Raw genomic sequence first — 18679 nt, 5'->3', positions numbered from 1 at the left:
TCGGCGCCCCGGCCCCTTTGGATCAGGCGATGGTGCAGGTGGCGCCGTTCAGGGTGAAGGCTGTCGGGCGCGGGTTCGTACCGGTGGTGGTGCCGTTGAAACCGAAGCTGGTGGACGCTCCGGGCGCCAGGGTGCCGTTGTAGGTGAGGTTCGTAGCGGTCACCTGGGTGCCGGACTGGGTGACGGTCGCCGACCACGCCTGCCCGGCGCGCTGGCCCGCGTCGTACGCGAAGAGCAGTTTCCAGGTGTTGATCGTGGTCTGGCTGGTGTTGGTGACCGTGACGGTGGCGGTGAAGCCGGAACCCCAGTCGTTGGTGCTGTAGCCGACGCGGCACGGGCCGGTCGGGGCCGGGCTGGCGCTGGCGCTCGGACTCGGGCTCGGACTCGGGCTGTCGCTGACGCTGGGGCTCGGGCTGGGACTCGTGGTCGGTCCGCCCGGCTCGGCGCCCCAGACCAGCGTGCTGCCCTCGTAGAGCGGCACGGTCGCGTTCGGACCGGCCGTGGCCTGGTACGACGGGTCGTTGGACGGATCCCACCGGCCGCCCTCGACCACCCCGATCTTGAGCTGGACCTCCATCCGGTGCGCGGACTGGCCGGCCGGGGCGATCGTCCAGCCGGTGCAGTCCACCTCGACGTACCAGAGCGAACCGGACGCCTGCCTGGCCGCGGTCGGGCCGGGGCAGCCCTGGGTGTAGGGCGACGACACGGCCAGCGCCGAGTCGTCGTCGCGGGTGAAGTAGTAGCGGAACCGCGCGTGGGTCAGCGCCCGCGCCGGGAACGCCGACTTGTTGTAGACGATCGCCTTGATCCCGGTGCTGCGCGTCTCGTTCTGCATCACCGTGGTCTCCACCGACATCTCGGCGATGTCCGGCTTCTCGGCCTGCGGGAAGTTCGCCAGCGGAGCGCCACCGAACTCACCCTGCAGCGCGGCCAGCGCCGAGGTGAAACCGGCGTTGTAGTCGGTGGCCACCTCGTTCATCACGTAATCGCCGCGGTTGTCGGCGTACTTGTCGTCCGGCGCGGACGGGCCGCCGACCAGCGCGCCGTACAGGGTGTGCCGGGTCTGCTCGGGCACCTGCTGGCTGTCCCACCAGGAGCCGTGCGCGGTGCGGTGGTGCGGGTTCTTCGGCGGGTTCGCGCCGAAGCCGATCACGTAGCTGGCCTTGCGCGGGTTGTCGCCGAGCGCGTAGTTGATCTGCCGGACCGCGAAGTCGTGGTAGCGCGCCTTGCGGGTCTGATCGGTCGTCACGCCGCTGTAGACCAGCGCGGCGAAGGCGGTGTTGGCCGCGTAGCGCAGCGATCCCCAGCTGTCCACGAAGACCTGGCCGCCGGGGGAGGTGCGCACCTTGTCACCGTTCACCCCGACGGTGAACCAGTCCAGCCAGCGGTTCGCGTCGTCGAGATACTTCTGCTTGCCGGTCAGCTGGGCGAGCAGCACATAGTTGCCGAACTGCTTGTTGTCCCAGGCGATCGTCCACTTGTAGGACTTGGTGGTGCTCTGCGGCTCGTTGCCCTGCGCGTCGTAGCCGGCCTCGGCCTTCGCCAGATACGACGTGTCGCCGGTCGCCCGGTAGAGCCAGATCGCGCCCCACACCAGCTCGTCGGCGTAACCACTCCACGACTTGTAGAAGGCAGCCGCGTCGGTGATGCACTCCGAGTAGGCGCGCCGCACCGTGTCCGCGAAGGTGTACAGCTGCTTGGCGTGGGTGAGCAGCGTGTCGGCGTAGGCCGGATCGGTCGGGCGGAAGACCATCGAGCTGGCGGCCATCGCGGCGGCCGTCTCCCCGGCCAGGTCGCTGCCACCACAGGTGGCGTCTATCTTGTACGCCGGACGCGCCATCGGCAGCACCTCGGCCGGTCCCCACCACTTGTGGTCCGCGTCGCCGTTGCCCACCTGGCCGTACAGGACGGTGGCCGACGGGTGCGCCTTGATGAAGTAGTCGTTCGGTACGCGCAGGTTGTTCAGCAGGTGGGTGAGCTGGCCGGAGGCGGCGTAGGCGGCCCGGTTCTGCACCGCGCCCCAGGCCAGCATGGTGGTGCTGAACGCCATCGGCAGCCCGAACTTGACGTGGTCACCGGCGTCGAACCAGCCGCCGGTGAGGTCCAGGCCGGCGTCGGCGCCGTCGGTCATCGCCGCGTCGCCGCGCCAGGAGACCCGGCTCCAGTCGGGCTTCTTGCCGGCGATCTGGGCCTCGTAGAACAGCAGCGACTTCTGCAGCGCCTCGCCGTAGTTGTAGGCCGGCTCGGCGGCCTGGGAGGGCCGCGCCATGACGGTGACACCCACCATGAGCAGCAGCGCGAGTATGGCGTTCCGATACGCCCGTGGCATCGACCCGCTCCCTTCGGACTGGTGAGTGGGAGCGCTCCCACTGCGTTACGTCGAGTTAATACATTGATGCCCTTCTTGTAAAGATGGCTTCTGGAGAGACGGTCCTCAGCTCACCGGCCGCGAGGAGAAGCGCCACCCACCACGCGCCGACGTCGATGCCGACAGTCTCGACCGGAGCGGACTTCTCCACTTGGAGCAGCAGGTCACTCACACCATCCCGCTGGTCACAGCGTCGGTCACGCTCCGCAGCACAAGGCCACCGGCAGAGGGAGCGGACCCAGCCTCACAGGGGGTGTGGTGCTCCAAAGATCTCGGCGGCATCGAGCCGCACGGAGGGTGAGGCGCTGGCTGCGGACGTGTGCCTGCCCAGTCGCATCATCAGGTACGGATGGTTGAGGTCCGGCACGGCACGGCTCAGGGCTTCGCGGGCCTGGGTGTTCTCGATCGGTGCGCTGAACGGTAGTACCGACACGGCCAGTTGGGTGGCGACCAGCCAGCCGGTGGAGAGTGTCTCGCCGGCGTGCAGCCACTCGATGTCTTGATCGCCTCGACCGTGCAGAACGGCGAAGGTCGCCGCCCGGTCGTGGTCTCCGGGCCGGGTGGGCAGGCGCAGGCGGTCGACGGTGCCCAGGATGCGGTCGGCGCCGGTCCACAGCGTCAGTTGTTCGTGCCATTGCGCCTCGGTTGCCTCGACGTGCCGCGCGTGGGCGGCCGCTAGCGTGAGCGTGAGGATTTCATCGGGGCGCAGGATGTGCACGCTGATGTCGGGTGAGGTGAATGCTCGGCTGAGGGTCCGCAGATCGAGTGCCCCGAGCGGGCTGCCGGTGACGGGGCGCAGGTCGGTGTGCCGCTGCCGGATGGCCCGGGCCAGTCCGGCGGTGCCGGCGCTCACCGGGGCGGGTCCGTCGATGCGCAGATGCGCCACGTGGTGGGTGCTGCCCGGGCGGGGGCGTCGGTGGACGGTCGCCCGCCAGCCCTGGGCGGCCAGGGCGAGACGGGCGTGGTGCAGGGCTGCCCCACAACTGATCATGTCGAGGTGCCCGATGCGGCCGCGGCCGCCGTTCATGCGATCGGGATCCAGATACAGGTCCATGGCGTTACCGGTCAGGCGCCATCGCCAGGGCTGTGTGTTGTCGGCCGACGGCGCGCGCCCTGCTGCGACGGCGGCGCGGTACAGAGCCTGGGTCAGGACTCTCGGGCTCACCGGACGTGTCGGGTGTCGCGTGTATGGGGTCATCGGATCGCCTGTCGGCGCGGCGGCGCCGGACTGCTGCCGGCCAAGTGGCCGCCCTCGTCCTCCCAGGCGTCCTCGGCCGCGGCGACTGGTGGTGGTGCGCTGGGTGTCAGGGGGATGTGCTGGGCGTGAATGAGGTTGGAGGCGGTGGCAGCGAGGATCATCGCGGCGCCCGCTGCGGCGGCCGTGGTGTGCGGGGGGACGACCAGCAGGTCAACGCGCGAGCGGTTGGCGCAGATCGCGGTGAGCAGACTGGGAACCTGGCTGGTGAAGTAGCCCAGCCGCAGGACGCGTCCGGCCACGCCCAGACGCTGAGGGTGGGTGTTCCAGCCGTCGGCGCTGAGGATCAGCCGGGTCACGGGTCCGCGGAGGGTGTCAATGGCCAGCACGAGGCCGGGCAGTTCGGTCACGGGATCGGTCGAACGCGGCCACCAGCCGCCGTCCAGCAGGGTATGAGTGGAGCAGGTGGGTTCCAGGCGCAGTCGTGGGGGCAGTGGCGGCGACAGGGAGGCGAGTGGCATGTCGCGGGGTGCCGTGGCCGTCATGGCAGGGCCTTTCCGCCCGTCGCCGGTGTCACGAGTACAGTCCGGCGGCTGGCCAGGAGTTGAGCGTGCGCTGGGTTCGATCGGGCCGGTCAGTTGCCGTGGCCCGGGCGGTACAGGTGGCGCGGTGGGGCGATGCGGGCGGTGCCGATCACTACGGCCAGGATCGTCGCGCTGACGGCCGCGCTCAGCAGTGCCAGGGCGAGGGGCAGGTTGGTGTCCGTCCACAGGAAGTTGACTTCGACGCTGCGGTGTTCTGCCCCATGAAGTCGATCAGCACCACGCACGGCAACGCGGCGCAGCGGACGGCGAATCCTGCGGTGCCGGTGCGGGTATGAGGTACCCGGTCATCGGTCGCCGAGGCGGCGAGCCAGGGATGCCGTCTGGTGCCGGAACGGTTCGCAGACGGTGGCGATTACTGGACACGACATCCCCCTCGGGGGAGAGCCGGTGTGGCGGGCACCTCGAAGGTGGGATGTCGTCGATTCCGGGATGACCCCACCCTACGCCTGTTCAGTTCGGCGAAGACGACTCTCAGGGTGCCGACTTAAGCTGACCGACACGAAACGACGCGCCGCCCCGCTGGGCCCCGGGGTCCCATGACCCCATTCCTGTGCGCCCCTCGCGCCATTTCCGGGCGGGCGACCAGGTCCGGCAGCCGGTCGCCGGCTACCGCCAGGGAGCGCGGTGGACGCGCGCTCGGATTGCGGCCATCTCCAGGAGGCAGGCCTTCCCTGGACGGTTCCGCCCGGCAGTCGCCGTTGTCCGCTTCGGGTAGCCGTTCACGCCGGTGGCACGCCGTCACGCGTTCAGGTAGGCCAGCACGGCCAGTACCCGGCGGTTGTCGTCGTCGGAGGGAGGCAGGTCGAGTTTGGTCAACATGTTGTTGATGTGCTTGCTCACGGCCTTCTCCGTGACACCGAGCTGGGTCGCGATCGCGGCGTTGGATCGGCCCTGTGCCATCTCCCCGAGCACTTCACGTTCGCGGGCGGTGAGCACTGCCAGTGGCTCTCGCCGGGCGAGCAGCCGTGAGATCACCTCGGGGTCCATGGCGGTGCCGCCGCCGGCCACCCGGTGGACGGCGTCGACGAAGTCGCTGACGTCGGCGACTCGGTCTTTGAGCAGGTATCCGATGCCGCCGTGCGGGGTGCTGAGCAGCTCCCGGGCATAGAGCGGCTCCACGTGCTGGGACAGCATGAGAACCGGCAGGCCCGGCAGCCGGGTCCGGGCGGCGATGGCTGCTTGCAGACCTTCGTCGGTGAAGGTGGGCGGGAGGCGTACGTCCAGGACGGCCACGTCGGGCCGATGTTCGAGCAGGGTGGGCAGCAGCGCGGGGCCGTTGTCGACAACCGCGACGACGTCGAAGTCGAAGGCGACCAGCAGCCGGGTCAGGCCGTCCCGGAGCAGGGCGTGGTCCTCGGCGATCACAACGCGCACGGCAACTCCATGGTGATGACGGTCGGGCCTCCGGGTGGGCTCGACAGCATGATCGTGCCGTCGAAGGCGGCGAGGCGGCGTTCGATACCGCGCAGTCCGGTGCCGGCAGCCGGGTCGGCGCCGCCTCTGCCGTCATCGGTGACGACCATCGTCAGCAGACCGGCAGCGTAGCGGGAGAACACCGACCCGTGATGAGCGCGGCTGTGCCGGATGATGTTGGTCAGCGCCTCGGCGACAGCGAAGTAGGCGGCGGATTCCAGCGGCAGGTCGGGCCGTCCCGGCAGGTCGACGTCGACGGTGATCGGGATCGGCAGGCTGAGCGCCAGCGCCCGGACCGCGCCGGCGAGCCCGCGTTCGGCGAGCACTGGCGGGTGGATGCCGCGGACGAGGTCCCGCAGCTCGGCCAGTGCGGTGCGGCTGGACGCCCGAGCCTCGGCGAGCAGTTTGTGGGCTTCGGCCGGGTCACGGTCGATGAGGTTGTCGGCCAGGCCGATCGTCATGCTCAGCGAGGCGAGACGGGCCCGGGCGCCGTCGTGCAGGTCTCGTTCGATGCGGCGCAACTCCGCCGCCTGGGCGTCCACCGTCCCGGCGCGCGTGGCGGTCAGCTGGGTGACGCGCAGCCGAAGCTCGGCCGCCCGGGTGGGAGCGAGCAGCAGCCGGGCGAACAGCGCGTCGACGCGGCGCAGCCACGGCGCCAGCCACAGCCCGGCGGCGAGGATGAGGACGCCCTGCGGCACGGACAGCAGACCGGCGAGGAACGTGTCGATGGACCAGACCGCGCCGTAGCCGTACCAGCCGGTGCCCAGCCAGATCCACGACGGCGTCAGCGTCAGGCCCAGCAGCCCGTACAACGGCACCAGCACACCGACCGCTCCGAGGATCAGCCCGACGGCGGCTCCCGGCGCCAGCCAGGCCAGGTCACGCCACGTGGCCGGATCCGTCACCGTCCAGCGGAACCGTTCCCAACCATCGGCGACGCCACGTTCCGGCAGCGGATGATAGGGACGAGTGATCAGCACACCGGTCTGCGACGCACGGCGGCGCTCCAGGTCGGTGCGCTTGCGGACCAGCGTCATGGTCCACGGGACCAGGGCCAGCCCGAGGTACGGCACCGGCGTCAGCACCAACGCCACGACCGCGACGGCCAGCAGCGGAATATTGGTCAGCGCCAAGCCGATCGCCGCCACGGCGTCCAGCACGCCGCGCACGCCCCGCCGGGCACCACGGCCCAGGCCCGCGGCGTCAACGCGCATTCTCACGAACTCCACGACCTCCCGTCGGTGCCGGCTGCGGTGGTGGTAGCACCACCGGGACGAGGGTCCTAGCGCTCCTGACGATGCGCATCACGAGCGGTTGGATGGACACATGACAACTCTGACATCGGCACCGACCGGCAGTGACTTCGCCGTCCTGGCTCGCCGCATCAACGCGGAAGGCCTGATGGAGCGCAGGGCCGCCTATTACGTTGCCCGGATCAGCGTCGTCGCGCTCATGTTCCTCGGCGGGTGGACCGCGTTCTTCCTGATCGGCTCGTCCTGGTGGCAGATCGTGACGGCGGCGTTCCTGGCCATCACGTTCACCCAGGTGGGGCTGTTGGCCCACGACCTCGCTCACCGGCAGGTGTTCCGCACGAAGCGACCGGGCGAGATCGCCGGCCGGATCGCCGGCAACGTCGGCATCGGGATGAGCTACGGCTGGTGGATGGAGAAACACACCCGGCACCACAACAACCCCAATCACGACGACCTCGACCCCGATGTGGCTCCCGAGGTGCTCATCTGGGCCACCGAATCAGCACTGGGACGGCGCGGGCTCAAAGGCTTCATCACCCGGCACCAGGCCGCGCTGTTCTTCCCACTGCTCACCCTGCTCGCCGTCGATCTGAAGATCTCCAGCATCAAGGCCATGCGCAGCGGGGTCGTGAAACGCAAGCGGCTGGAGGGGACCCTGCTGCTCCTGCATGCTGTCGGCTACCTCTGCGTACTGCTGATCGTCCTGCCGCCTTTGCCGGCCCTCGGCTTTCTCCTGCTGCACCAGGCGTTGTTCGGCCTCTATCTCGGTATGACGTTCGCACCCAACCACAAGGGCATGCCGCACCCGGCCGGTGACGAGGACTTCCTGCGCAAGCAGGTGCTGACCTCCCGCAACGTTCGAGGTGGCCGGTTCACCGACGCGGCGCTGGGCGGGCTGAACTACCAGATCGAGCACCACCTGTTCCCCGGCATGCCGGCACCCAACCTCCGCAAGGCCCAGCCCATCGTGCAGGCCTACTGCGCACAGATCGGCGTGCCGTACGAGCAGACCAGCCTCGTCGTGTCCTACCGGCAGGCACTGCGATACCTGCACGAGGTCGGTGCACCAGCCCGTGCCGAGCGCGCGGCACGCGCAGGCCGGTGACAGGCCGTCGGGGCCTCGCCGGGATGAGGCATCGGCAGATGGGGCTGCTCCGGCATTTCGGCGGCGGCAACGGGTATGCGGGTGACGTCGTGAGGAGACGGCCATGTCTGACAACACGGAAATGATCATCAGGTTCCACCCGGTGGGCGGCGAGGACGTGGCCGTGCTGACCAGCGATTTTCCCGGGCCGGACGAGGCGGTGGAGGCGGTCGCCCGGGCGCTGGACGAGCGTCGTAGCCTGATTCTCACCCGCGCCAGGTACAACCGGGAGACCGACGAGAACGCCGTACTGATCAACCTGGCCAACGTCGTATCAGTACGGGTGGCACGCCGGGACAGCGCAACGAGTGGCCAATACCTGTAGTGACGCGATCCGGCGGCCGGCTCGCGGAGGTGATCGGCGTGCCGGCCATTTCCGCGAGCCGGCCTCTCCGAGGTCGGACGCCGGCGCCGTCACGGCGTCCGGCACGACTCTCAGCGCGGCCCGGCGGCGCGTGAGGCCGGCAGCGGCACCCCTGGCGATTCCAGTGCACCGGAGTAGGCTGAGTTTCCGGGAGCCGCGGAAACCGTGATTGCCGCCCTCATAGGAATGAGTCCGCCATGCGCTATCTCAGCGACGTCAACTTGCGTGCCGTTCTAAGTATTCTGGTGGCCCGCGAAGGTGGAGCGGTGGACATTTCCAACGCCGATCTTTATGCCGCGATGCTACCCGGCGACCGACGAGGCGAAGGCTTCGCCATTGAGGAGACAGGCACGGGAATCCGAATCTCCGTTGCCACCGATGCGGACGCCGGTCAGCCCGGCCGGCAGTGAGCCGCCAGGTCACCCAGGGACCGCGCCGCACCGAAGACTTGCGCCTCGTGCCTGCGCTGACCCGCCGTGTTCGCCGTGGCGCCACCTCGAACGGGTTGGCGCGTCACCGACCGGGTCACCCCGCCTGGCGGCTTGCTCACCGCTCACACTACCCCGCATCGCACGGGTCTGACCCGAGCGGAATACGCGTCATTCTGTTCGCCGCAGCTGGCACCTGAAGGACGTTCCAGCCGTGTCAGCGTCAGACGGTGCCACACTTTTTCTTTCTCCCACTGCACCTCTGCGTTCGCCTTGAGGGCCAGGAGTAATCATGACCTCCGGGGCCATGAAACGATGCTGATCGGAGACGGTCAAGGTGGCCCGCTTTCTGGAGCAGCTCCTCGATGTCCGCGCCACCGACAACGACCCACCTGAACAGTGGCCTCTGCAAAGATCACCGGCTGCAGCCCACGATAACCCTCGCCGCCGCACCTATCCGATGCCTGCACAGTTCATGAATATCCGCAACCTCGCTGAATATGGGGTGCCGCACGAAGAACTGGTTTTGAACTCATGCTTTCGGGGGGAAGCAGGAGGGACGACAGGTTAAGCAACGGTCATCGGAGTGCTCGTCGCTGTTCTGCCGGTTCATCGACCGACTGCGAGGAGCACCGGATGACCGTCATCGCTGACACCGCGACCAGGACCCATCGAGCCGGCGAGTTGACCACGTCGATGGCGGCCCTGCCGGCCGGCCACCCCGCTCGGCCCCGCCTGCGCGATCGGGTGATCGAGGCGTGGCTGCCGTTGGCCCGCCACCTGTCCGGCCGTTACGCCAACCGGGGCGAGCCGCGCGACGACCTCTACCAGGTCGCCGTCCTGGGATTGATCAAGGCGGTCGATCGGTTCGACCCCGAGCGCGGCGTCGACTTCGCCGGGTTCGCGATCCCGACGATCGTCGGGGAGCTCAAGCGGCACTTCCGGGACAAGACCTGGTCGGTACGCGTGCCTCGCCGGCTGCAGGAACTTCGGCTCGCCATCACCGGCGCCAACAGCACGCTGACGCACACCCTGGGCCGTTCCCCCAGGATCGCCGACATCGCCGCCTGTCTGGGCATCAGCGAGGATGAGGTCATCGATGGCCTGGAGGGCGCCCGCGCATACAACTCGACGAGCCTGTCCGTGCCGCTCGGCGAGGGCGGGACCGAACTCGGGGACACCCTCGGCGGTGAGGACGCCGGATACGAGCTCGCCGATCTGCGCATGGCGCTGGGTCCAGCGATGGCCGGCCTCGCCGAGCGGGAGCAGAAGATCATCAGCCTGCGTTTCTACGGCAACCTCACCCAACAGCAGATCGCCGAGCAGATCGGTGTCTCCCAGATGCACGTGTCACGCCTGCTTGCCAGGGCTCTCACCAAGCTGCGGCAGCAGCTCGGCGCCGACGGCGGCTGACAGCCCAGCCGACCACGGCCGGTTCCTGGCGGCGCGCTCCCCGACAACAACCGACGCCTCGCCGTTCCGGGCTCTCCCGGAGGGCGAGGCTCGTCGTTCCGCGTCCTGCGCGGGCGTCACGACGATGCGGCCAGCATGATCTCCCGTGGAAAGTGCAACCGGACCGACGTCCGGCCCGGCTCGGACGACACCATGACCATGTCGGCCAACTGCCGGGCCAGCCACAACCCCCGTCCACCCGCCACCGCGGCGACCGGATCGGGCCGGAGGAACCCCGCCTCCGCGGGGAGCGGACGGGAACCGGCATCGTCGCACTGCACGACCAGCGTGTCACCGTGATGCCAGGCACGAACCCGGACCGGTGGGTCTCCGTGACGCAGCCCGTTGGTCGCGACCTCGACCACCGCCGTCACGAGATCCTCCATCGCCTCGCCGTCGAACCGATGGTCTGCCGCCCAGCGCCCCAGGGCCGACCGCAATCCGCTGAGCCCGGCGACCCCGCCGACACTGACATCGTGATCGACGTCTGCCGGTGGACTCCCCATCGGCAGGTGGCGACGTTCCGTCAGGTAACGCTCCGGCTGGAGATAGTCCGGCGACGGCATCCGGCCTACCGACGTGACCAGGTGGGGGTGTGTGGCCCGGACACGGTCGAGCACTGTGGCCGGGTGGTCGCGGCAGTCCCAGACGCAAGTGACGGTGGCGGCGTCCAGCGCGTAGGTGCGGTTGCAGATCGCCTCGTACTCCAGGTAGGCGGCGACCCGATCGGCCCGCAGACCGGCGTCCACGCCGTGGGTCAGATCGGGTTCAGCGATCACATGCGCGCGGCGTCCCGCCCGATGCGCGGCGGCGAGGTAGCGGCGGAACCGCTCGTAGGCGAATCCGAGTCGCTGGTAGAACCCGTCCTGGGCACCCCAGCAGACCGCATCGGGAAGGTCTCCGGCGAGGCCGGCCAGCACCGCGCGGGTACGTTCACCGACCACCACCAGAACCTCGTCGTAACGCTTCGCCGACCGGTTCAGCTCGGCCGCCAGCATGTCCAGGTCACGGTCAGTCTCGATGATCAGGGCCGCGTGCACGAACCGCGCCGCGAGCGGCCCGGTTCCGTGGGCCACGGTCATTCCCGGGCCGTCGACGCTGCGGTAGGGGCGAGAATGGTCATGGTCGGCAACCTTCTGCTCTGAAGGCGAGATGATCAGGTGCGCCTCGCCACCGCTGCTGTCGCGCTCCGGCGAAGTGCGATCATCTGACGGATACTGCCGTACGGGTACCCCAGCGGCTGATGACTACTCTGATCCGCCGACGACCACCGCACCGCGCCCGTTGCGTGGGTGGTGCCGAGTGGTGTCCGGTTGTCAGACTCCGGCATTTCCGTGCCGGAGGCGGGCGGGGCCGTTCGATGGTGTCGCTGTAGAGGTCGCGAGCGACGAGCGACTCGGATCGGCGCTGATCGTCGCCGGCGCGTGGCGCGCCTCGAACCAGGAATGGCAGGAAGTGAAGCCGCAGGCCGCCGTGGGCTGAGACCGGCGTCACCGCATACACACCACTCGCGGCGTTCCCTCGGCGGCGGTCAGGGCGATGACCGCGACGTCATCGTCCACCTCGGCGAACGTGGTGAGCAGGCCGGCCAGAGCGTCGACGGCCGCCGCGGCGCCGGCCGGGCGCAGATCGCGCACGAACTCCAGCAGCGCCTGATCGCCATAACGACCGCCGTCCCGGGTCCGGGCCTCGGTCAGTCCGTCACTGTAAAGAATCATGGTGTCGCCCACCTCCAGCGATATGGTCCGCGCCACCAAGCGTGGAGCGGCCAGGATGCCGATCAGCGTGCCGCCGTCAGTGGTGTGGTAGGCGGCGGAGCCGTCGGCGCGGACCACCAGGGCCGGCGGGTGGCCTCCCGAGGCGACGGTGGCGGTGTAGCCGTTCCCCCGCCGCTCCAGGACACCGAAGATGACGGTGCAGTGCCGGTGCTCCGGCGCAGCGTAGTCCTGGTAGACGACGGTGTTGAGGTTGCGCAGCACGGCGACGGGATCGCTGTCGTAGACGGCCGCGGCCCGCAACGTGTACCGGGCGGTTGCGGTCACCGCCGCAGCGGCGATCCCCTTTCCGCGGACGTCACCGAGGAAGAATCCCCATCGGCCTCCGGAGAGTGGGAAGAGGTCGTAGAAGTCGCCGCCGACCTCGTCGGGAGAGGCCATGTGATACAGCGACGCCGTGGTCATGCCCGGCGGAACCGCCAGCGACGCGGGCAGAAGACTGCGCTGGAGGCCGGCGACGAGCAGGCGAAGCCGATCGCGTTCCCGGTCGGCGGTCCGCCGGGCTTCGAGCAACTCGTTCTCGTACGCACGACGCTCGCGGGCGTCGAAAACGGTGGTACGGATCAGCAGGGGTACGCCGTCGCGGCCGGTCTTGACGACGGAGGTGACCAGGACCGGGAACACGGTGCCGTCACCGGCACGCATCTCCGCCGCGATGCCCTTGACCTCGTTGCGAAGCAGCAGCAGTGGCACACAGTGCGTCTCGTGGTAGAGACGACTGCCGGGAGTGAGCAGGTCGGCGAAACGCCGCCGGCCGACCAGATCGATGCCGTCGTATCCCAGCCAGGTGAGCAGAGTGGCGTTGACCTTGACGATAGTGCCGTCCGGCAGGGTGGAGACGAATCCACATGGCGCGTGGTCATAGAGGTCGCCGAGGTCGTCATCCAGTGGGGCCGGGAACGAGACCCGCACCAGGCGGTTCACAGGCGGGTGCTCGCGACGTGCCCGGCGAGGCGGTGGCCGCACTAGGCGCCGGCCTGATCAGCTGCCTGACACATCGGTTGCTTCACCCACCGATTCTCCCACGGGTGGCCGCACGTCGCCGATGCGACGAGGGCACAATCGGGCCGGGCGATCGAAGGCCGGCCAAGTGTTTCGTATCGCCGGACGGGGGCATGCCGGGGACGCCTTCAAGAACTGATCGTCGCACGCTCCGACGAGGCCGGCATCCGCTGAGGGCGCCGGCATTGGCCGCTGGCTTCGTGGGGTGAGGTGCCGCAGCACCAGCGAGGGCGGAACGCGTCCCTCGTACCCAGGAAAGACCTTCGATATGGTCTTTCGCCGGGCCTGGGCGGGCAGCCAGTTCGGGTGGCCGACCGTCTGGTCGGCGGTCCGGAATGGGTGGCCTCGCCCATGGCGACCAGTGATCCGGGAGCAGAAATGATCATTGCGAAAGCGGCTGTGCTTGCCGCTCTACGAGAACGAGGTCAGCACAACCGCGCCGATTTCGTCGACCGGGAGCTACCGGACCGCATCGACCTGAACCGGCACGGAGGCTTGCTCGCCATGCTCCGCCTCGACCCGGCGACGTTGACGGACGACCCGTCCGCATGACGCCCACGGCCGGTAGCAGGCAGGCACCCTCGCGCCGACCGGAGCCACCCGCAAGCACAGCGAGTCAGCTCGATCACGGTAACCACCCACCTGTACGCCATACGCCACCCCGCCCAACGTCTACCAACCGTTGAGGAACCCCACGGCGCGTTGGGCACACGGAAGGGTTCCGGACCGGACGGGTTCGTGCCGACCTACGGGCAGCTGGGTCCGGACGATCTCAACTGGGTAACCGGCCCTACGGCCTTCCCGAGCGTGGGGGCAGCCGGTGTTCAGCTGGGGTCCTATCCGGCCGGGTGAAGAGCGCCGTCTGATTCTTGGCTCCCAAGTTGCCCCCAAACGCAAAACAGGGACTTGCTCCGCGTAAAGCGGGAAAGTCCCTGTTAACTGCGTCGGGCTGACAGGATTTGAACCTGCGACCCCTTGACCCCCAGTCAAGTGCGCTACCAAGCTGCGCTACAGCCCGATCCCGCCCCGAACCCCAGCCCGGCGCGACATCTCCTACAGACTACCAACCCTCACCCGTGAGCTTTCCCGCGACCCCCCGGCCCGGTCTTCTTCCGCGGCTTCACCGACACCTCGATCGGCGTGCCCTCGAAGCCGAACTCCTCGCGCAGCTTCCGCTCGATGAACCGCAGGTACCCGGCGTCGAACGGCCCGGTCGTGAACAGCACGAAGCGCGGCGGCGCCACCCCGGCCTGCGTCACGAACAACACCCGCGGGGCCCGCCCGCCACGCACCGGGTGCGGCGTAGCCTGCGTCAATGCAGTGATCCACTGGTTGAGCGCGCCGGTCGGGATCCGCTGCTCCCAGGACGCCAGCGCCCGGCGGACCGCCGGAGCGATCTTGTCCACCGCCCGCCCGGTCTTGGCCGAGATGTTGACCCGGACCGCCCAGGTCACCCGTTTGAGGTCCCGGTCGATCTCCTTGTCCAGGTAGAACCGGCGCTCCTCGTCGACCAGGTCCCACTTGTTGAAGGCGATCACCAGCGCCCGGCCGGCCTCGATCACTTGGGTGATCACCCGCTGGTCCTGCTCGCTGATCACCTCGCCGGAGTCGAGCAGCACGACGGCCACCTCGGCCGCCTCGACGGCGCCGGCGGTGCGCAGCGACGCGTAGTACTCGGTGCCGGACGCCTGGTGGACCCGCTTGCGCAGACCCGCGGTGTCGACCAGCTGCCAGATCTCGCCGTCCATCTGGACCAGGCTGTCGACCGGGTCGACGGTGGTGCCGGCCACCGAGTCGACGACGGCGCGTTCCTCGTTGGCGAGCCGGTTGAGCAGGCTGGACTTGCCGACGTTGGGCCGGCCGACCAGGGCGATCCGGCGCGGACCGCGCGGGCCGCCCTCCATCACCGGCGGCGTCGGCGGCAGCGAGTCGAGGATCAGGTCGAGCAGGTCGCCGGAGCCTCGCCCGTGCAGCGCCGAGATCGGGTGCGGCTCACCGAGCCCCAGCGACCACAGCGACACGGCCTCCAGCTCGAGGTTCTGGTTGTCGGCCTTGTTGGCGATCAGGATGACCGGTTTCTTGCTGCGCCGCAGCATCTTGACCGCGGCCTCGTCGACGTCGGTGGCGCCCACCGTGACGTCCACGACGAAGATCACCACGTCGGCGGTCTGCACCGCGATCTCGGCCTGCGCCGCGATCGCCGCCGCCCGGTCCTTGGCGTCCGGCTCCCAGCCGCCGGTGTCGACGACGGTGAACCGCCGCCCGTTCCACTGCGCGTCGTAGGGAACCCGGTCCCGGGTCACCCCGGCGACGTCCTCGACGACCGCCTGGCGGCGCCCGATGATGCGGTTGACCAGCGTCGACTTGCCGACGTTGGGCCGCCCGACGACGGCGACAACCGGCACCGGGCCAGAGAAGGAGTCCTCCGAGGACGGGTCCTCGGAAGAAGCGGAGAAATCGAACCCGCCCTCGAAGTCGTTGAGATCGAGGCCGGCGGGAAGCTCAGTCACTTACTTACCTTGCTGTCGAGCAGACTTAGGAGGTGCTGCACGACCTCGTCGATGCCCATCCCGGTGGTGTCCACCTCGATGGCGTCGGAGGCCTGGCGCAGCGGGTCGGTGGCGCGGGTGCTGTCCAGCTTGTCGCGGCGTGCCAGGTCCGCTTCGGTGGCGGCCACCTCGGTGGCGTCCTCGGCGCTGCGTCGCGCGGCGCGGGCGGCGGCCGAGGCGGTCAGGTAGACCTTGAGGTCGGCGTCCGGGGCGACCACCGAGGCGATGTCGCGGCCCTCGACGATGATCCGCGGGTGCGACGAGATGATCGCCTGCTGCAGGGCGACCAGGTGCTTGCGGACCGCGGGCACGGCGGCGACGGCGGACACGGCGCCGGTCACCTCCTGGCCGCGGATCGGCGCGTCGACATTCGTCCCGTTCGCGGCGAAGTGCGGCGCGGCCGGGTCGGTGCCGATGGACAGCTCGGTCTCCAGCACGATCTTCGCGATCGCGTCCTGGTCGGCCAGGTCCACGCCGGCCTGCAACACGGCCCAGGTCACCGCGCGGTACATCGCGCCGGTGTCCAGGTAGACGCCGTCGACCGCGGTCGCCAGACGCCGGGAAACAGTGGATTTGCCGGAGCCCGATGGGCCGTCGACCGCCACGACGCACTTCGTGGGCCGTACTTCTAGCGCCACCGTTCCTCCTGATGTCCCCGGGCCAACAACCCTCCCATTGTGCCCACCGCCGCCCCGACCGGCGAACCTGGGGCACCCACGCGACCTGCGGGCGCTGCGGCCGTACCGAAAAATCTTGAAGAAGATCTTCTTGACGTACGCCCGGAGCGCGCTCGCCTCGCAGAACATCGTCCGACTCCAGCCTACCCAACCCGCAGCCCCCGGGCCGATCGGGCGAACACCCGTGTTGACCTGCCCGTTCGCCCGCCTACGCGGGCATCCACGTCGATCCGTCAGGGCCTGCTGTGCGCGCCGCTCGACGACGACCTGCGAAAACATCTGCTCACCGACGGTGACGAAGCCGAGGAGACGGACCGGCTGATCCGCGTGCCGTCCGCGCGTGACTGAGCGATCGTGGGAGGTCGTCCCCTCACGCGGCATGCTGCTCAGGTCCCGATCGATACGAGCTGCTTCCGGTACGCCCCGAGCCCCGGTTTCCGCACGTTCCAGCCGGTTACGGTGAGGCGATGAAGCTGGTGGCGACGACGATCAGTTCCCCGGACCCGCGACGGCTGGCCGACTTCTATGCGCGGCTGCTCGGCCTCCCGATCACCGAGCAGTCGGAGGGCTGGGTGGAGCTGCCCGGCCTCTCCTTCCACGCCGAGCCGGACTACGCGCCGCCGGCGTGGCCCGCGCGGCCCGGCCACCCCCAGATGCAGATGCACCTGGACATCCAGGTCGACGATCTGCCGGCCGCCGTCACCCGGGCGGTGGAACTGGGCGCGACCGTCGCGGAGTTCCAGCCGCAGGACGACGTCCGCGTCTGCCTCGACCCGGACGGCCACCCGTTCTGCCTGTACGTCGAGACCGACGGCTGACCGGGGCCGGCTATCGGCCGGGGGCCAGCAGCCGTTCGAGGCGAGGTGGCACCGGGGTGCCGGCGCGGTGCGACTGGCGTAGGACGTCGGTCAGGATGGTCTGGCTCAGCGGGGTCAGGAGTTCGTCCGGGGCCGGCCCGGTGCTGGCCAGGAGGGCGTCCGCGGCGCGGTCCAGGTGGCCGGTCTGCAGGTGGGCCCGGGCCAGCGTCACGTGGTAGGTCGCGCGTTGTTCGGGCGTCGCGGTGGCCAGCCGGGACGGGTCGGCGGCCGGAGGCTCCCGGCCCAGCTCGACGGCTATCGCCAGGCGCCGCAGGTGGACGGCGGCGCGGTTGTAGGCGGTCCAGTAGTAGTTGGCGTCGGGGCAGACCATGCCGGCCAACGTGTCGGCGGTGGTCAGGAGGTCCTCCGCCCGCGCTTCGTCGCCGGTCCGGGCCGCTGCCAGGGCGCCCTGCGCCAGCAGCAGGCCACGCACCGACAGCGAGCTGACTCCCGCCTGGTGCGACCGGCGGATGCTGTCGGCGGCCAGCACGCTCAGCTCCAGCGCCGGGGCGGGGCGGCCCAGCGCCATCAGCACCGCGGCGCCGCACCCGGCGGACGTACCCAGAAGCAAGGGGTCCTCGCCTCGGCCGGCGGCCTCGAACGCCCGGTCAGCGGCCAGCCGGGCCAGCTCGTACAGGCCGGCCTTGACCAGCACCGCGGACGCGATCTGGTAGGTCTGGCTGAGCAGCCGCGCTGCCTCAGCGCCGTCGTGGCCCGCGGCGCGCGCGCCGTCCGAGATGGCGGCGTCCCGCAGGAGCCGGGGCAGGGCCCGCATCACCCGGGCGTACTCCGCGCGTTGCAGGGCCTGCCAGGTGGCGCGCAGCGTCACGGCCATCTCGACCAGCGCGAGCGGCCGGGTCCCGGTGGGGAAGAGGCGCAGCGGATCGCTGGAGACCTCCAGCGCCGCGTGGAGCTGTTCGACGGTGTCCTCGTCGATGAAGCCGGGATCCGGCGGGCCGTGCGGGTCGCGGCCCATCAGCAGCGGGAGGTCCATCCGCAGCACGTCGGCGACGTCCCGGGCGGCCTCGATCGTGTCCAGCCGGTCGAGGTCCTGCTCCACGGCGATGACCCAGGCGAGAGCCCGGTTCAGCCGGTGGGCGACGGTCATCTGGGACAGGCCGCGCCGGCCGCGCCACAACGCGACCCGGGCGCCCGGCGGCTGCAGGTGGTCGATGTCGTCCGGTGCGGCCAGGTGCCGGTCGGGCGGCGCGGTGCGCGGTGACTCGTGGCGAGCGGCGCCGGCGGGGCCGGCGGGTCCCGGGTCCGAGTCGGTCTGCTCCGGCGCCCGCAGCACGTAGTCGTCGAAGCCCAGCTCGGCTTCGCCGGTGTCGCGGCGCAGGCCCAGGATCTGCTCGCTCAGCTCATCGCGCAGCTCCCACCAGGTCGCGGCCTCGGCCCGGGTGGTCGGCCGGTCATCGGTGGGGCCGGCGCCGTGGGGTGCGGCGTCGACCGACTCGGGCGACATGCCTGCCGCGCCGCTCCTGGGGACCATCGCCACCCCGCTCTGTCGTCCGGATCCGCGTTCCGCGCCGGTGGCGCCGCAAATCGAGAAGCTCTCAGTTTCCGCGATCCGCCGGCGGCGGCGTCGGACCAGATG

General features: G+C 69.9%; 17 protein-coding genes and 1 tRNA gene. 6 read left to right on the top strand and 12 right to left on the bottom strand.

Going from position 1 to position 18679, the window contains the following annotated elements; genetic code table 11:
- Window positions 1-22 precede the first annotated feature (22 nt).
- The 6 genes from BJY16_RS43570 to BJY16_RS43545 form a co-directional block, all read right to left on the bottom strand.
- Window positions 23-2329 carry a glycoside hydrolase family 9 protein gene (locus BJY16_RS43570; RefSeq protein WP_185045557.1) on the bottom strand — a complete coding sequence of 769 codons (2307 nt, stop codon included), beginning with the start codon at window positions 2327-2329 and terminating at the stop codon, window positions 23-25.
- Window positions 2330-2612: 283 nt separating this feature from the next.
- Window positions 2613-3422 carry a nitroreductase gene (locus BJY16_RS43565; RefSeq protein WP_185045556.1) on the bottom strand — a complete coding sequence of 270 codons (810 nt, stop codon included), beginning with the start codon at window positions 3420-3422 and terminating at the stop codon, window positions 2613-2615.
- Between the two features lie 140 nt (window positions 3423-3562).
- Complete coding sequence (locus tag BJY16_RS43560) at window positions 3563-4084, bottom strand: DUF5994 family protein (RefSeq protein WP_239177908.1); 522 nt, start codon at window positions 4082-4084, stop codon at window positions 3563-3565.
- Between the two features lie 113 nt (window positions 4085-4197).
- The gene (locus BJY16_RS43555; RefSeq protein ID WP_185045554.1) at window positions 4198-4392 is read right to left on the bottom strand and encodes a hypothetical protein; all 195 of its coding nucleotides are present in this window, start codon (window positions 4390-4392) and stop codon (window positions 4198-4200) included.
- 514 nt (window positions 4393-4906) lie between these two features.
- Entirely contained in the window at window positions 4907-5542 is a 636-nt protein-coding gene (locus tag BJY16_RS43550; RefSeq protein WP_185045553.1) for a response regulator transcription factor, read from the bottom strand.
- Window positions 5530-6795 carry a sensor histidine kinase gene (locus tag BJY16_RS43545; protein WP_185045552.1) on the bottom strand — a complete coding sequence of 422 codons (1266 nt, stop codon included), beginning with the start codon at window positions 6793-6795 and terminating at the stop codon, window positions 5530-5532. The genes BJY16_RS43550 and BJY16_RS43545 overlap by 13 nt, the downstream gene beginning before the upstream one ends.
- Window positions 6796-6907: 112 nt before the next feature.
- Between BJY16_RS43545 and BJY16_RS43540 the strand changes: the two genes are divergently transcribed.
- From BJY16_RS43540 to BJY16_RS43525, 4 genes are all read left to right on the top strand, one after another.
- Complete coding sequence (locus tag BJY16_RS43540) at window positions 6908-7939, top strand: fatty acid desaturase family protein (RefSeq protein WP_185046946.1); 1032 nt, start codon at window positions 6908-6910, stop codon at window positions 7937-7939.
- A gap of 103 nt (window positions 7940-8042) precedes the next feature.
- Window positions 8043-8303, top strand: a complete 261-nt coding sequence (locus tag BJY16_RS43535; protein ID WP_185045551.1) for a hypothetical protein — start codon at window positions 8043-8045, stop codon at window positions 8301-8303.
- 236 nt (window positions 8304-8539) lie between these two features.
- Entirely contained in the window at window positions 8540-8752 is a 213-nt protein-coding gene (locus BJY16_RS43530; RefSeq protein WP_185045550.1) for a hypothetical protein, read from the top strand.
- 654 nt (window positions 8753-9406) lie between these two features.
- Window positions 9407-10183 carry an RNA polymerase sigma factor SigF gene (locus BJY16_RS43525; protein ID WP_185045549.1) on the top strand — a complete coding sequence of 259 codons (777 nt, stop codon included), beginning with the start codon at window positions 9407-9409 and terminating at the stop codon, window positions 10181-10183.
- Between the two features lie 116 nt (window positions 10184-10299).
- Here BJY16_RS43525 and BJY16_RS43520 read toward each other — a convergent pair whose 3' ends face one another.
- Both BJY16_RS43520 and BJY16_RS43515 read right to left on the bottom strand, forming a co-directional pair.
- A complete protein-coding gene (locus tag BJY16_RS43520) occupies window positions 10300-11262 on the bottom strand; it encodes an ATP-binding protein (RefSeq protein WP_185045548.1) in 963 nt (320 codons plus the stop codon).
- A 450-nt stretch (window positions 11263-11712) separates the two neighbouring features.
- On the bottom strand, window positions 11713-12921 hold the full coding sequence (locus BJY16_RS43515; RefSeq protein WP_239177900.1) for a PP2C family protein-serine/threonine phosphatase: 1209 nt from the start codon (window positions 12919-12921) through the stop codon (window positions 11713-11715).
- 384 nt (window positions 12922-13305) lie between these two features.
- Here BJY16_RS43515 and BJY16_RS43510 point away from each other — a divergent pair, with 384 nt between their 5' ends.
- Window positions 13306-13551 (top strand): hypothetical protein, encoded by a 246-nt coding sequence (locus BJY16_RS43510; protein WP_185047001.1) that lies wholly within the window; start codon window positions 13306-13308, stop codon window positions 13549-13551.
- A gap of 392 nt (window positions 13552-13943) precedes the next feature.
- Here BJY16_RS43510 and BJY16_RS43505 read toward each other — a convergent pair.
- From BJY16_RS43505 to cmk, 3 genes are all read right to left on the bottom strand, one after another.
- Window positions 13944-14017: transfer RNA gene (locus tag BJY16_RS43505), tRNA-Pro, on the bottom strand.
- 52 nt (window positions 14018-14069) lie between these two features.
- Window positions 14070-15509 (bottom strand): ribosome biogenesis GTPase Der, encoded by a 1440-nt coding sequence (gene der / locus BJY16_RS43500; protein WP_185045546.1) that lies wholly within the window; start codon window positions 15507-15509, stop codon window positions 14070-14072.
- A complete protein-coding gene (gene cmk, locus BJY16_RS43495; RefSeq protein WP_185045545.1) occupies window positions 15506-16186 on the bottom strand; it encodes a (d)CMP kinase in 681 nt (226 codons plus the stop codon). The genes der and cmk overlap by 4 nt, the downstream gene beginning before the upstream one ends.
- A gap of 506 nt (window positions 16187-16692) precedes the next feature.
- Here cmk and BJY16_RS43490 point away from each other — a divergent pair.
- Window positions 16693-17043: a VOC family protein gene (locus tag BJY16_RS43490; protein ID WP_185045544.1), complete on the top strand. Its 351-nt coding sequence runs from the start codon at window positions 16693-16695 to the stop codon at window positions 17041-17043.
- A gap of 10 nt (window positions 17044-17053) precedes the next feature.
- Here the strand turns inward: BJY16_RS43490 and BJY16_RS43485 are convergent, their stop codons facing one another.
- Window positions 17054-18547 (bottom strand): helix-turn-helix domain-containing protein, encoded by a 1494-nt coding sequence (locus BJY16_RS43485; protein ID WP_185045543.1) that lies wholly within the window; start codon window positions 18545-18547, stop codon window positions 17054-17056.
- Between the last annotated feature and the right edge of the window lie 132 nt (window positions 18548-18679).

Origin of the sequence: Actinoplanes octamycinicus (genome assembly GCF_014205225.1) — a bacterium.
Lineage (GTDB): Bacteria > Actinomycetota > Actinomycetes > Mycobacteriales > Micromonosporaceae > Actinoplanes > Actinoplanes octamycinicus.
This window is presented reverse-complemented; position numbering and strand designations above follow the sequence as displayed.

Excerpts from the sequence above, each read along its gene's own strand:
- BJY16_RS43570 (WP_185045557.1), bottom strand. The coding sequence starts at position 2,329 with ATGCCACGGGCGTATCGGAACGCCATACTCGCGCTGCTGCTCATGGTG.
- BJY16_RS43565 (WP_185045556.1), bottom strand. The coding sequence starts at position 3,422 with ATGGACCTGTATCTGGATCCCGATCGCATGAACGGCGGCCGCGGCCGC.
- BJY16_RS43560 (WP_239177908.1), bottom strand. The coding sequence starts at position 4,084 with ATGCCACTCGCCTCCCTGTCGCCGCCACTGCCCCCACGACTGCGCCTG.
- BJY16_RS43545 (WP_185045552.1), bottom strand. The coding sequence starts at position 6,795 with ATGCGCGTTGACGCCGCGGGCCTGGGCCGTGGTGCCCGGCGGGGCGTG.
- BJY16_RS43540 (WP_185046946.1), top strand. The coding sequence starts at position 6,908 with ATGACAACTCTGACATCGGCACCGACCGGCAGTGACTTCGCCGTCCTG.
- BJY16_RS43535 (WP_185045551.1), top strand. The coding sequence starts at position 8,043 with ATGTCTGACAACACGGAAATGATCATCAGGTTCCACCCGGTGGGCGGC.
- BJY16_RS43530 (WP_185045550.1), top strand. The coding sequence starts at position 8,540 with ATGCGCTATCTCAGCGACGTCAACTTGCGTGCCGTTCTAAGTATTCTG.
- BJY16_RS43525 (WP_185045549.1), top strand. The coding sequence starts at position 9,407 with ATGACCGTCATCGCTGACACCGCGACCAGGACCCATCGAGCCGGCGAG.
- BJY16_RS43490 (WP_185045544.1), top strand. The coding sequence starts at position 16,693 with ATGAAGCTGGTGGCGACGACGATCAGTTCCCCGGACCCGCGACGGCTG.
- BJY16_RS43485 (WP_185045543.1), bottom strand. The coding sequence starts at position 18,547 with ATGTCGCCCGAGTCGGTCGACGCCGCACCCCACGGCGCCGGCCCCACC.